Origin of the sequence: Acidiferrobacter thiooxydans (genome assembly GCF_003333315.1) — a bacterium.
Lineage (GTDB): Bacteria > Pseudomonadota > Gammaproteobacteria > Acidiferrobacterales > Acidiferrobacteraceae > Acidiferrobacter > Acidiferrobacter thiooxydans.
Genome location: NZ_PSYR01000001.1, coordinates 1,014,965 through 1,027,423, shown reverse-complemented (window position 1 = coordinate 1,027,423; position 12,459 = coordinate 1,014,965). Strand labels below are relative to the sequence as shown.

Annotated in this window: 14 protein-coding genes; 5 read left to right on the top strand and 9 right to left on the bottom strand. The window is 59.4% G+C overall.

The window, feature by feature from the left end; all coding sequences use genetic code 11:
* Positions 1 to 20 precede the first annotated feature (20 nt).
* From C4900_RS05200 to C4900_RS05180, 5 genes are all read left to right on the top strand, one after another.
* Positions 21 to 323: a type II toxin-antitoxin system HigB family toxin gene (locus tag C4900_RS05200; RefSeq protein WP_065969116.1), complete on the top strand. Its 303-nt coding sequence runs from the start codon at positions 21 to 23 to the stop codon at positions 321 to 323.
* A gap of 9 nt (positions 324 to 332) precedes the next feature.
* The gene (locus C4900_RS05195; RefSeq protein ID WP_065969109.1) at positions 333 to 686 is read left to right on the top strand and encodes a helix-turn-helix domain-containing protein; all 354 of its coding nucleotides are present in this window, start codon (positions 333 to 335) and stop codon (positions 684 to 686) included.
* Positions 687 to 1,271: 585 nt separating this feature from the next.
* Complete coding sequence (locus C4900_RS05190; RefSeq protein WP_147267131.1) at positions 1,272 to 1,529, top strand: hypothetical protein; 258 nt, start codon at positions 1,272 to 1,274, stop codon at positions 1,527 to 1,529.
* On the top strand, positions 1,526 to 1,936 hold the full coding sequence (locus C4900_RS05185) for a helix-turn-helix domain-containing protein (protein ID WP_114282519.1): 411 nt from the start codon (positions 1,526 to 1,528) through the stop codon (positions 1,934 to 1,936). The genes C4900_RS05190 and C4900_RS05185 overlap by 4 nt, the downstream gene beginning before the upstream one ends.
* Positions 1,936 to 2,472: a preprotein translocase subunit SecB gene (locus tag C4900_RS05180; protein WP_147267130.1), complete on the top strand. Its 537-nt coding sequence runs from the start codon at positions 1,936 to 1,938 to the stop codon at positions 2,470 to 2,472. Before C4900_RS05185 ends, C4900_RS05180 begins: the two co-directional genes overlap by 1 nt.
* A gap of 87 nt (positions 2,473 to 2,559) precedes the next feature.
* Here C4900_RS05180 and C4900_RS05175 read toward each other — a convergent pair whose 3' ends face one another.
* The 9 genes from C4900_RS05175 to C4900_RS16185 all read right to left on the bottom strand — a co-directional run bounded on the left by C4900_RS05175 (position 2,560) and on the right by C4900_RS16185 (position 12,455).
* Complete coding sequence (locus tag C4900_RS05175) at positions 2,560 to 5,682, bottom strand: type I restriction endonuclease subunit R (protein ID WP_114282515.1); 3,123 nt, start codon at positions 5,680 to 5,682, stop codon at positions 2,560 to 2,562.
* A 95-nt stretch (positions 5,683 to 5,777) separates the two neighbouring features.
* Positions 5,778 to 6,647 carry a GIY-YIG nuclease family protein gene (locus C4900_RS05170; RefSeq protein WP_114282513.1) on the bottom strand — a complete coding sequence of 290 codons (870 nt, stop codon included), beginning with the start codon at positions 6,645 to 6,647 and terminating at the stop codon, positions 5,778 to 5,780.
* A 49-nt stretch (positions 6,648 to 6,696) separates the two neighbouring features.
* A complete protein-coding gene (locus C4900_RS05165) occupies positions 6,697 to 7,719 on the bottom strand; it encodes a HEPN domain-containing protein (protein WP_114282511.1) in 1,023 nt (340 codons plus the stop codon).
* Entirely contained in the window at positions 7,716 to 8,852 is a 1,137-nt protein-coding gene (locus C4900_RS05160; protein WP_114282509.1) for a DUF4238 domain-containing protein, read from the bottom strand. Before C4900_RS05160 ends, C4900_RS05165 begins: the two co-directional genes overlap by 4 nt.
* A 34-nt stretch (positions 8,853 to 8,886) precedes the next feature.
* Positions 8,887 to 9,753, bottom strand: a complete 867-nt coding sequence (locus C4900_RS05155) for a hypothetical protein (RefSeq protein ID WP_114282507.1) — start codon at positions 9,751 to 9,753, stop codon at positions 8,887 to 8,889.
* Positions 9,750 to 10,211 carry a restriction endonuclease subunit S gene (locus tag C4900_RS05150; protein WP_170132413.1) on the bottom strand — a complete coding sequence of 154 codons (462 nt, stop codon included), beginning with the start codon at positions 10,209 to 10,211 and terminating at the stop codon, positions 9,750 to 9,752. The genes C4900_RS05155 and C4900_RS05150 overlap by 4 nt, the downstream gene beginning before the upstream one ends.
* Positions 10,212 to 10,275: 64 nt before the next feature.
* A protein-coding gene (locus C4900_RS05145) for an IS3 family transposase (RefSeq protein WP_114282476.1) occupies positions 10,276 to 11,402 on the bottom strand; the annotation gives its coding sequence in 2 pieces (ribosomal slippage) (positions 10,276 to 11,141 and positions 11,141 to 11,402; 1,128 coding nt in all).
* A gap of 22 nt (positions 11,403 to 11,424) precedes the next feature.
* Entirely contained in the window at positions 11,425 to 12,243 is an 819-nt protein-coding gene (locus tag C4900_RS05140) for a restriction endonuclease subunit S (protein ID WP_114282503.1), read from the bottom strand.
* The gene (locus C4900_RS16185) at positions 12,240 to 12,455 is read right to left on the bottom strand and encodes a hypothetical protein (RefSeq protein ID WP_211306776.1); all 216 of its coding nucleotides are present in this window, start codon (positions 12,453 to 12,455) and stop codon (positions 12,240 to 12,242) included. The genes C4900_RS05140 and C4900_RS16185 overlap by 4 nt, the downstream gene beginning before the upstream one ends.
* Between the last annotated feature and the right edge of the window lie 4 nt (positions 12,456 to 12,459).

Sequence of the window (12,459 nt, the reverse complement as noted above, 5' to 3'; positions counted from 1 at the left end):
TATGGGACTACGGTGCCCTCATGCGCGTCATCGCCGTGTCGACCCTCAAAGCGTTCTGGACCGGCAGGCCGGAATACCGGGACGCCGAGGGGCCGACGATGGCGTGGTATCGCGAAGCGGTCAAGGCCGACTGGTCGACACCCGACGACGTGAAACGGCAATTCGGCAACGCCAGCATCCTGAAAGACGGACGGGTCGTCTTCAACATCGGCGGCAACAAATACCGGCTGGTCGTGTGGATAAATACTCCCTACCGAGTGCTCTACGTCCGCTTCCTGGGCACGCATGAGGAGTACGACCGCATCGACGCACAGACTATCTGAGGGCACCTCATGGACATTCACCCTATCAAGACCGACGCGGACTATCGCAAGACGTTACACGAAATCGAAACGCTCATGACCGCGGAGCCGGGGTCCGAAGCCGGCGACCGCCTCGATGTGCTGGTGACCCTGGTCGAGGCGTACGAGCGCAAACACTATCCCCTGGATTGGCCCGATGCCGTGGAGGCCATCAAATTTCGCATGGAGCAGCAGGGCCTCACCGTTGATGACTTAGTCCCTGCCATTGGACGCAAAAACCGCGTCTACGAGGTCCTGGCTCGCAAACGCCCGTTGACGATACGGATGATTCAGGCCTTGAACCGGCAATTCCATATCCCGGCCGAAAGTCTACTGAACCAGTAAGTGATTTGGCGCACGGCATCCTCGGGACATTATGGTGATGCGGTCGGCACGTAAAGGGGACCGGCGCATGAAGCGTGGTTTCGCCGCTCGGTACAGGCGAGCCTCGATACCGCTAACGCGGGGGTTACTGTGGCGGCCAAGGATATAGAGACCGACGCCAAGGCTTGGCGCGCCGAGACCCGGCGGAAGCGCAGCCGCTCGACTTCGTAAAGCTCATCTGGACGCGTCTTGCTTATCTAGTGTGCGCGTAACATGCGCCGTCCGTACTCTTCGCGCCATGCCGGTTTCCGCGTGGACGACAAGCGTCCCCTGCGCTATTCTTGGGAGAAAACCCAACGGGTAGCGGGGGCGCCCCATCAATATGACAATATGTCGGTTTCCCCAAGAGGAGACAGTCTCTAGTCTGCGCACCGCTTACATGCTCGGCCGACGTCCGATTGACACCGTGTTAAGTTATATATTAACGTGACGACCATCTACAAAGCTGGGCGGGGCCTTGTCATCCATGCCACGACTGCTGGACGAGATGCATTGGACCAAGCTATGGCGTCGGTACCGGGCAGCAAGAAAGGCTGCATAGCGCAAATGAAGAGGCTCATTGAGCGACTTGCGGATTTCGGCTACTTGCGCTCCCCGGACCAATGGAATACCGAGGGTGACGGCATCTATGCCATAAAGGCGCGCTGCGGCTTGCGTGCCTACGGGTGGTTTGCGAACGAATCCTCGGGCAAGGTATTTGTCATAGGACATGCTACGCTGAAAAAGAAACAAAAGGCCGACCGGCAGGACTTGCAGAAAACGCAAGACGAACGGGAACACTATCGGACCGGGGGACGGGAATGAATTCCAGCGACCAATGGCTTGAAGAGTCGGAAGACAACCGCAAGGTGTATGCCCAAGAGGGACTGATTCTCGACGTCACGGAGAGCATCTGGGGGGTGCTCGAAAAGCGCGGGTGGAATAAAAAAACCCTCGCCGACGCCCTTGGCACGAGCCGCGCGCACGTTACGCAGCTGCTGGATGGGTCTCGCAATATGACGCTCAGAACGCTCTCCGATATCGCGTTCAGCCTTCATATGCGGGTCAATGTTCGCCTGTGCGACGAGAGCGCCACCAACGCGTGGGAAGATGCCGGCCCTCTCACCATCATCCGGCAACAGAGTTTTGGACCGCTCGGGGACGTGCAAAGCATCACGGCCGCCAACGATTGGGTGAGCCTGTCGCCGGCCGAAGGCCGCAAAAGCGCCTGATGAGCAACGCCTTGCTGCAAGAGGCTATACGCTGCCTCGCCATTCAAGACGTCTATCTCCGGGGGTATAATCTGACCATCGCCCCCGATTACGACCCCAAATTGAATCCGGGCACCTTAGGGGTCCAGTTGCGCGCACACGTGCCGAGTGGTCATATTGTCAGCTTGCGGAATAACGAGGCGCCGGAAGAGGCCTCCACACGCCTCCTGCGTATTTATGTCGACACTGGGCTTCGATTTGTTTCCACAACGAATGTGAACCAGCTCCCCGGGGACGGTGACACAGCGACACCGGACGCCGTCAAAGCCGAGCTCGCCGCGCAATTCGTCGCAGAATATCTGATAACCTGTCAAAATTTATCCGAAGAGGCGCGGAATGTGTTTGCGGAGCACAATGCGGCCTTTCATGTCTGGCCCTATTGGCGTGAGCTTATTGAAAGCGTCTGCGCCCGAGCTCGCCTTCCGCTTGTCGTGTTGCCCATGTTTGCACAAAACGCGTTGAACAAAGCAGGTCAAACCGACTCCCAAAAGGCTTAAACAGGCCCATCATCGGCAACCGGCTTTCAAGAACGCACCGTTCTCGTGCGTATTCTGCGCACCCACATTGCTACGCTGAGCCCACGGCTATTCGTTTCCCCTTGCCCGCTCCCGAAACGCCTTGTACACCAACCCGGCCAACATTCCCTGCATCTGTGTAAACGTCCGCTCGTCTTTCAGCATCTGGTCGGCGATGCGGTTGTGACCCTCCTGGCCGTCCAGGATGATGTCGGTGAGGATGGCCTTGAAGTCGCCCAGGGCGAACTGCTCCTCGGTGTTGTGCGCCGCCTGCTCGGCGAGCGCCGGACTTTCCAGTAGCTTGCCCTGGATGGTCGTGACATAGCCCACCATGTCGGCCTCGCTCAAATCTCCGGCAAAGAGGTCGTTCATGCGCTCGACGATTTCGGCCAGGCGGCGCTTCTCATCCTCCAGCGCCCGGCCGGTGCCGGCCTCCGACACTGGGCGTAACGGGACCGTGTCGCCGGTCGCGAGGTCCAGGCTCTGCTCGGCCAGGCGCTGCAGGCGGTAATGGCTCAAACGCACATCGGCCTCTATCTCGATGAGGCTCGTAGCACTGGGGGCGTTGATGCGCGGCATCAGGTTCTTGCCGAAGGCGTAGCGCTTTTCGAGGTCCGAGTCGTTGTAGGGGATGATTTGCGACAGGAAGTCATACATCCGCAGAAAGGTGCCCAGGTCCTTGCGGAACTGGTCGGCCTCCTCCTCGGGGAGGGCGGCGAAGCGGTCGGCAGCGGGCTTGAGAGAGGCGTGGAGGCTCGCCTGGCGGCGCTTGGGGTCGAAGAAGGCCTGGGCAAAGCCCTCGATTTCGCTTGGGAGGTACACCTGGGCGGCGTCGAGCTTGATTTGCAATTCGTGCACGATATTGGGGTCGGTGACGTCTTCCAACTGCGCCGCCCGGTAGTAGGGCTGGAAGCTCTCCAGAATCTCGTTCGGGGCGTTTACGAAATCGAGCACGAAGGGCTCGTCCTTGCCGGGATAGGTGCGGTTTAATCGCGAGAGGGTTTGCACCGCCAAGACCCCCGAGAGGCGCTTGTCCACGTACATGGCGCAGAGGAGCGGCTGGTCGAAGCCCGTCTGGTATTTGTTGGCGACCAGCAAGACCCGGTAATCATCCCCCTTGAAACCCTCGGCCGGGTCCTGGCCGTGCAGGTCCGGGTTCATGCCGGTCTCAGTGAAGTCTTCGGGCCCGGACTCCAGGTCGGTCACTTTTCCGGAGAAGGCGACCAGCGTCTTCATATCCCGGTAACCGCGGTCTTTGAGGTAACGGTCCATGGCAAGCTTATAGCGCACCGCCGCCACCCGGCTGTCGGTGACTACCATGGCCTTGGCCCGGCCTTGAAGCTTGGGCGCGACATGGGCGCGGAAGTGCTCGACGATGACGACGACCTTCTGACTGATGTTGTAGGGGTGGAGCTTGGCGTAGCGCGCCAGCGCCACCTGGGTCTTCTTGTGCGGGACCCACTTGTCGTCCGCCTGGGAGGTGAGCTTGTAGAAGGCCTTGTAGGTCACGTAGTTCTTCAGGACATCCAGGATGAAGCCTTCCTCGATGGCCTGGCGCATGGAGTAGATATGAAAGGGCGCCGGCTTGCCATCGGCATCCGGCCGCCCGAATAGCTCCATGGTCTTGGATTTGGGGGTGGCGGTGAAGGCAAAATAGGAGCAGTTGGGCGGCCGGACGCGGGCCGCCATCGCCGCGTTGATGACGTCCTCTTGCGTCAGGTCCCCCGCGGCTCCCTCTGTATCCTCGCCCTCCTCATCCCGGACGCCATCGAGCATCAGCACGGAGCCGTCTACGTTTGCGCTTGCGGCCTCGGCCACCCGCAGGGGGGCCGGTCCTTCGGTGCGCAACGCCGCGCGCAGCTTTTGGGCCGCCGCTCCCGACTGGCTGGAATGGGCCTCGTCGACAATCAAGGCAAAGCGGCGGGAGGCGAGGTCTGCGCCCGCAATCTTCTTCTGGATGAAGGGAAACTTCTGCAGGGTGGTGACGATAATGGGCGTGCCCTCGCTCAAGGCGCGGGCGAGCTGCTGGCTGTCTTCGTCAATCTTTTGCACCACACCGGTCTTGTGCTCGAACTGGCTGATGGTCTCCTGGAGCTGACGGTCCAGCACCCGCCGGTCGGTGATGACGATGACCGAATCAAAGACCCGCTCGTCGGCCGCGTTGTGCAGCGACGTCAGGCGGTGGGCACACCAGGCGATGGAGTTGGACTTGCCCGAGCCCGCCGAGTGCTGGATGAGGTAGCTGTGGCCTACGCCCTCGGCGCGGGCGGCCTCCAGGAGGCGTGTGACGACATCGAGCTGGTGGTAGCGCGGGAAGATGAGGGTCTCGCGCGCGGGCTGCGTCTTGTCCGTGCCCTCTTTACGTTGCAGGTGCAGGAAGTTGCCCAGGATATCGAGCCAGGTGTCGCGCGCCCACGCGCGCTCCCACAAATACCACGTGGGATAGCCCTTGCCTGCGGGGGCCGGCGGATTGCCGGCGCTGGCACCCCCAAAACCGTCCGGACGCCCCACATTGAAGGGCAGAAAGACCGTGTCGGGCCCGGCCAGGCGCGTCGTCATGAACACTTCGTCTGTGGAGACCGCAAAGTGCACGAGCGCCCGGGTCTTGAATTGCAGCAGGGCCTCGACCTCGCGGGTTTTGGGGTCGCGCGGGAGGCGGTCGGTCTTGTACTGGCGGATGGCATCCTGCACGTTCTGGGTGAGGTCGGTCTTCAATTCCGCGGTCGCCACCGACAGGCCGTTGACAAAGAGCGTGAGGTCCAAGCTCCTTTCGTCATGGAGACTGAAATGCAGCTGGCGGATAACCGTGAGCCGGTTGGCGTCGTACGCCTCCTGGAGCTTGGGGTTCTTCTGATGTGCCGGGCGAAACTGGCAGAGAGTGAAGCGGGCGTCGCGGTCCTTGAAGCCATGACGCAGAAGATACAAGGTGCCGTGGCGGTCGAGCTGCTCGGCCACACGTTTGAGGAATACGGTCTCGGTCTCGCCGTTGTGCCACTTGGCGAACTTGGTCCATTCATCCGGCTGGGTGGCTTGGACGAAGGCCAGGAGGTCATCGGGAAAGAGCGCCAACTCCCGGCTGTAGGCCGTGGCGTCTTTCAGATGCGTGCGCACCGACCAACCGTGGGCGGCGAGATGCGCGCAGACCTCGTCTTCGAAGACCTTTTCCGTGTGGACGTTGGAAAGTTCAGGCATGACGGGCTCCGGGGCGATTGCGGCAGGAAAGACGGCACGGTTCTAACGCGAGTCCCTCGGCGTCTGCGGGCCTTGTCCATCCCAACCTCACGGCATCACGTCGTAGCATCCGTTATCCCTACCCGTATCACACCATTCAGCGTCCGGCCAGCGGCGTTTTTCCATACCTGCCAGCCATTCGCGCTATAACCGAGCAATACTACAGCCGCTCGACTTGGAGAGCTAAAGACATAATCTCTCGTCACTACAATTCGGTCCCCCTCGACCCGCAACACGCCGCTTTCGATAAGCCGTCCCCGGACATGCTCGTATACCGTTCCCTGAAGGGACGACATGCTTTCCCGCCGACCCGTCGAGCCCTTAAGCAGGACGAATCCTTCCGGTGTATACAGGCCGCGCCCCTCGACGCCATTGGCACGACAGAAGAATTCCTCGGCGCTATCCTTCGTCGCGGATTTGCCGACCGCATCAAAGACAGGATAGCCCAAGGTGGCGAGAAGGACACGCACAGTGTCCTGGATTTCGTGACAATCCGCCTCGAGCGGCGCCGGTGTGTGTGGCCGGGCGCCCGCATTCCCATTATCCAGTGCATAGCGCCCGGCGTTTTTGGCATCGCGGATACCCAACCACTCGAGAAACAGCGCGTGCGTCTGGGTGAGACTATTCGTGAGGGATACGGCGACCAGGGCGCGGTTCCAGAAGTCCTTATTCTCATTGTGCTGGGCAAGCCGAGTTCCCACGGCACCGCTTTGGCCGATGTAGAGCAAGGCCCCCTCGCCCTCTTCCGCCGGCCCCACGAGGTAATACACGCCGACCTGCTGTGCTTCGGGCATCTTCAGGAAGTCGGCCAGAAGGCTGCGCGGCACCTCAATGACGCGGACGATGCGGGTCGTGATTTCGGCGACACGGAGGCCTTGCGGGTCGCCAGAAGGCAGGAAGATTTGGATGGTTTGGGGGCGGGTCATGGGATTGCCGCTGGCATCGTGCAGACAACGTTAAGCTCGCCTACCTTACTCATTTTGCTCGTGCCCCGTCTAACAATTCCACGACCATGTCGTCTTTGGAAAACTGTTCGGCAAGCCGTAGAACCGCATGGTTGGCCTGAAGACACTCGTCGAGCGTCGTCCTTGTGTCATCATACCGGGCGCTGGCAGGCCACATACCAATCTCCACGCAGTCTTCTCTTGGCGCGACCTTTATCCCTTTTTTCATTATGCCTGCCAGCGTGGACAGGTCGTGAACATTAGGATATTTTTTCCCGGCGAGCGTCAATAAGCCCTTTATCATCTTTTCGATAGCCTGAGATGACGACCAACGCGACTGGGCGTAGTTGTAGGCCAGCAAATTGACAGTAGAGCTCACATAGTCCTGACGTGTATGTTGCAAAAGCTCACGGTCCTTCTTAGCCACTGTTTTGTTTGCGGCAAGTATTTTTCTGGCAGCGTGAAGCCATCCCATGGCACACAAGGCCATCGCACAGACTGCGGTCAAATCGGTTTGCTCCGCCTCTGACATATAATCAATAAGCTTCAACGGCAAGTTTTCGACTAGGCGCAGAACATTCACCGTTTCCGCGTCATGGCTTACATAGCTGTCTCCCTCGGAACCTTTGAAATCCTCCGCGTCGCAAACGACATGCGGCCATCCCATCGTTCTTATCGGTATACGCACCTTCCATACCGCCTCGTTGCCGAGCATTGCCGGGAAAAATCCGGATGACCACATGTCCGCGACGGCGTTCCGCCCGGACACCTTTACGCCGTAGACTTGGCCGTACCACCGGTAAGCCTTCGCCACTAGCGGCTCCCCTGCGTAACCGGGCTCCCTTGCCGACTCCGACCGCCATGCGTAGGTTACACCGCAGTCTAGCCTAGCCTCCCGCAGGGCGTCCTCAATGTAGAATCCCATTAACCGATGCAGAGGCTGGCCCCTCCGCTCCGCCAGATGCTTGTCTAAGGCCCACATGAGGCGGTCAAATTCCGCTTCGTTACTCGGGTTTCCTTCAGGCCATTCGAACTGCATTGATTCCGTGCTCATTTTTCTTCTCCAGACGATGACGGCCCCCCGTCTTGTGGCGGCCACAAACACTCATGCGCTAGGCGCTCAACCATCGCCCCCGCGTCGGTACCCAGCCAATCCGCCGCAGACGTTAGGGCAACCGCCTCCGCGAAGAGCTTTTCAATGTCCGCGTCGGTCACAGCCGGGAAACTGTGTCCGATGGTGGTTGCCAGCGTGGCCAATTCCGGATATCGCGCGGCTGCAATAAAGTGTTCGTGGGAGCACGCGATGCTGGCGTCGCGCAACTCCTCCCAGGAATGAGGTATATCTCTGACGCACGCCACCACCACTCGCATAGGAGTAACCGGCAGGAACGCGTAATCGAACGACTCGTCTTTTGCCAGCATGGGCGTAAAACCGCCCACCCGGTAAAATACGACGGGCGTATCGCCTTGCACGAGCCGTGCGCCGTCAAACTCCAGCAGGCGAAACGTGCAACCGTGGAACCTCTTCGCTAGCGCAGGGTTCTTCGAAAGCTCTTGCATGGATTGGACCTTACTTACCTGGAGGGCCCGCAAAGCCCACCCCAAAAGCGCATCCGATATGCGGCCGATATCTGCACTCAACTTTTCCGACGCGACGCCTTGGATTTGCTCTCCCCATTCGGACAACAACTCGCCAACATCTCGGTCAGGATAACGCGATGCTAGGAGCCGTGTAACGATGGGACGTTGCGTCTCTAAGAGTCGCGGCAGGACACTCTGTATGGCCTGCGGGTCCCGCGTGAACGTGGCAAGCCGCTCAAACATCAGCGGGGCTTGCAGTCTCCCTATTTCCCATAGAGCCTTTGTCCGGGCGTAAATATGCGCAAAGAGCTCCGCCAAAGCCGCAGGGTCCAGTATGCTTGTCGGATTCCCTGTTCGCAATTTCTGTACAAGTGGCGCCAAGCGCTGCCCCTCTGCGCGCGTAATGGCTTCGTCCGCGGAGATGTCCACCCCAGACGCCTGATAACGATAAAAGGACACCTCAACACTGATGTGCTTCAGCGTTACCTCGAGAGGCGTCGCCCCACCTTTCCGATAGAGCCAAGCCCGTCTGGCCCTCTCCCCAGGTCGACTATTAAAGCCAGCCTGCAAGAACCGCGGGACGTAGTGGTGACGTTTGCCAGTCATGTTTTACGGGAGCTCCGAAAACGCCAATGGCGCGTCATGCCATCGTCTCCGCCCACCCAAAGTCCTGGAGCAGGAACGCAATGGCGTCCACGGCCAGATTGGCGTCCTGCTGGGAGACGGGGCGCGTTCCGTGCTGTGCTGCGGCGTTGGCTTTGGCGCGGCTGTGCAGACGGGCGATAAGGTGACTGGACGAGACCTCCAGCAAATAGACTAAGGTGCCAGCGGCATCCGTGCAGGACTTGAGTTTCCCTTCGTTCAAGAGCCATGTCACGAGTTCGCCCAAATCCTTCTTGCCCGCGGAATTCGACTCCGGAAATTGTGCGGATATCATATGGCACGCCGCATTGCGACACGCATCAATGACCGGCTGGGGCGCTTGGATGGGGGCCGCCTCGACAACTGCGTCAAGCGCCCGGAGGATATCCTGGCGATTGGCCTCGGGGATGACATCGCGGTTAACCTCAGGGAGGACGCCGAAGTAGGTCTTGGACTTCAGCGTGAGATAGTGGGCGTCGAGCCCGGCCCTTTCCGCGAAAACAACAGTCCAATGAGATTGCGCGTTATTGTCGCCGAGAATAGCCGTCCACCCATTCCGCACCGAACATTCGGCCGCTTTGTAAGCTTTACTCATTGTGAGGCCAGTATTGTGATTATTGTACTCCCGCAGCGGGTGGCGACTCACGCAGCCAGGACCCCACCCGAACCTCTCGGTTCTCTCGTACAGCCAGCCGCGTCGTATGCGTGTAGCCGAATTGAAGTATTCCTCCCGAAAGAGCATTTCCGCATCCGGGAGGTGGCCCACAAAGCGAATTGGTAGCAGCAAGGGATGCTGCTGCATGAGCCGTAGCCAAGAACTGCTGCCTTCGTACCATATGCCTTGCGCCTCCGCGATGTAACTCATGCGCCGCTCCGCCCGAAGTTGTCTATATCCAACTGCCCCGTCACCGCCGCAGAAATCAGGGAGGAGCGGTATTCGCACAAAAGGGATATGTGCTCCTTGCAATGGCCACGCAGGTCGTCAATCCGCGTCGTCTTCTCGTCGAGAAAGTTGGCGATGCGAATTTGACTAGAAAACTCGGGCTTAGGTGCTCTAACTCTCGCTAGAGCCTCGACAGCAAGGCCCGGCTGCGCGGCCGCTACGGAATATTGGTTGAGGTCCAAGCCTTCCAACAACCAAAACAGCCATCTAGGCCAAATCCCTTCCTGTGGTGTCGCCACAATCGCATGCTCAGTAGCCCAAAAAGTTCCACTAGCAAATGTCACATTCCCGCAAAGCGCGCCTTGTCGGCCAATAAGCGGTCCCGTTTGCGTATGCGTGTAGTTATCCGTGTAACCGCGCAGGCCGTTACCACCATACACTGAGATGGACCCCAACCCCTGGACAGAATCTCCCGATCCTTAGGTGGATTATCTGCCGGGTTGGTCAAGCGGCTAGATCCCAGGACGCTGTGGTGTAAGCCTCCCACGGTGTCCGTCGATCCAGTGCTTGATGAGGCCTCTCATGATTATAGAAATGGAAGTATTTTGCAAGAGAGGCCCGTGCTTCAGGTATCGATGCATAGGCCTTGAGATACACCTCCTCATACTTGACAGAGCGCCACAACCGCTCGACGAACACGTTGTCACGCCAGCAGCCTTTGCCGTCCATGCTGATGTCGATCGTGTGGGCCTTCAGGACGTCTGTGAAGGCCTCGGAGGTGAATTGCGCCCCTTGGTCGGTGTTGAAGATCTGCGGGGCCCCATAGAGCTCCAGGGCCTCCTCCAGGGCCTCGACACAGGAGTCGGCCTCCAGGGTGGTGGCCAGCCGCCAGGAGAGCACCGCACGCGTGGCCCAGTCCATGATGGCGACGAGATAGCAAAAGCCCCGGGCCATGGGGATGTAGGTCACGTCCGCACACCAGACCTGGTTGGGCCGGGTGATGGTCATGCCTCGCAAAAGATAGGGATAAATGCGATGACCCGGACCCGGGGCGCTGGTCTTGCGCCTGGGGTACAGGGTCTTGATCCCCATGACCTGCATGAGCCGCTGGATGCGCTTGCGGTTTACGAACACGCCGTCGCGCTCGAGCCGGTCCCGCAGGCGCCGCGAGCCCAGGAAGGGATGCTGGAGGTGGAGGGCATCGAGCCGCTTCATGAGCGCCAGATCGTCCTCGGAGACCACAGGTCTCCCCTGGTAATACACGCTCGAGCGGGGCACGCCAAGCCACGCGCATTGGCGTGCGATCGGCACCACCGGATTCTCGCGCTCGACCCGTTGGAGTCTCTCAGCCGTGGTCATTTGCCGAGCACTCGTGCGAAAAAATCGTTCTGGACCGTAAGCTCTCCAATCTTGGCCAGCAAGGCCTCGCGATCGCTGGTGGGTGTCGTCCCCGTGGGCTTGCCGAAAATGCTCGCCGCCTGGTCGATCAACTGCCGGCGCCACTGGGTCACCTGGTTCGGATGGACCTGGTGTTTGGCTGCGATCTCATGGATAGTCTTTTCCCCGGCCAGGGCCTCAAGGGCCACCTTGGCCTTGAACTGCGGGGCGTGATTGCGTCGTGTCTTGCTCATAGGATTTCTGCTCCTTGTTGCGTTACTGTAAGGGCAGATAATCACCTAAGCTAGTGTCCAAGAATTGGGGTCCATCTCTCACAGGATAGGGTCCATCTTGTATAATTTCATCAGAACTGATGCTTTCTCCGCTTTTCATTGATGCCAGATGTTTTAGCTGGCAATCGGTTATAGGCTCGTCCCATTTTTCTGTTTTAGGAACCATCGTCTCTGCACTCACGTCCACCTGCCCCGTCACCGCCGAAGAAATCAGTGACGAACGATACTCCCCCAGCAGCGCATCCAGCCTCTGCTTCTCCCCAATCAGCGCATCAATCCGCGCCGTCTTCTCGTCGAGGAAGTTGGCTATTCGGGTTTGTTCCCGGAGCTCCGGCAAGTGCAATGGCGTCATGCCTAGGTCGCTTATCCCCAGAGCGTAGCGGCTGATACCGGTTGCAGCCGTTTCATAGTAAGCTTGAACTTCGGCGGACTGGAGCGCCCAGCTCAAAAAACCGCCATGCACTCGCCTTAAATCAGGTCGAAGAACCGCAAGATGGTACCCGCATACGACGCCTGGCATATCCTGGGGCACGTAGGCCGGTATTCCGATGTCGCTGGGCTCCTCGGAGTCCTTTGTCACCAAAACATCTTGCGCCTTCAGTGTAAAGCGGGCGACTTGCGCCTCAGAAGCCGTGGCCGACATAAAATCAATGCTGTCGTCTATGCGGTCATTATTGTAAACATCCACATAATTACAAAGCCGAACCGGTATCTCGCCTTCAACGCTGTGCTTGTCCACGTTGCTCGGCATTATCTCTGCCACACGCTTCAACGGCAGGTTGCGCCACTGCGCAGCGGTCACTCCACCACCCCCTTCATGAGCTCCAGGAAGCGCTTCTCCATCTCGCGAATCTCTTCCGCGATGACATGCGGCGGCCTTGGCGGCTTATAGACGTAGAAGTAGCGGTTGAAGTTGATTTCATAACCCACCTTGCCCACCTCCCCGTCCTTCTCGTCCCGGATGGTGGTGTTCACCCAGGCGTCCGGCACATGGGGCAGGACCTCGCGCTGCATGTAC

Bases quoted from the DNA above. Each gene is read 5' to 3' on its own strand.
- C4900_RS05155 (WP_114282507.1), bottom strand. From the start codon at position 9,753: ATGAGTTACATCGCGGAGGCGCAAGGCATATGGTACGAAGGCAGCAGT.
- C4900_RS05200 (WP_065969116.1), top strand. From the start codon at position 21: ATGCGCGTCATCGCCGTGTCGACCCTCAAAGCGTTCTGGACCGGCAGG.
- C4900_RS16185 (WP_211306776.1), bottom strand. From the start codon at position 12,455: ATGCAGCGCGAGGTCCTGCCCCATGTGCCGGACGCCTGGGTGAACACC.
- C4900_RS05160 (WP_114282509.1), bottom strand. From the start codon at position 8,852: ATGACTGGCAAACGTCACCACTACGTCCCGCGGTTCTTGCAGGCTGGC.
- C4900_RS05175 (WP_114282515.1), bottom strand. From the start codon at position 5,682: ATGCCTGAACTTTCCAACGTCCACACGGAAAAGGTCTTCGAAGACGAG.
- C4900_RS05185 (WP_114282519.1), top strand. From the start codon at position 1,526: ATGAATTCCAGCGACCAATGGCTTGAAGAGTCGGAAGACAACCGCAAG.
- C4900_RS05170 (WP_114282513.1), bottom strand. From the start codon at position 6,647: ATGACCCGCCCCCAAACCATCCAAATCTTCCTGCCTTCTGGCGACCCG.
- C4900_RS05165 (WP_114282511.1), bottom strand. From the start codon at position 7,719: ATGAGCACGGAATCAATGCAGTTCGAATGGCCTGAAGGAAACCCGAGT.
- C4900_RS05195 (WP_065969109.1), top strand. From the start codon at position 333: ATGGACATTCACCCTATCAAGACCGACGCGGACTATCGCAAGACGTTA.
- C4900_RS05190 (WP_147267131.1), top strand. From the start codon at position 1,272: ATGAAGAGGCTCATTGAGCGACTTGCGGATTTCGGCTACTTGCGCTCC.
- C4900_RS05180 (WP_147267130.1), top strand. From the start codon at position 1,936: ATGAGCAACGCCTTGCTGCAAGAGGCTATACGCTGCCTCGCCATTCAA.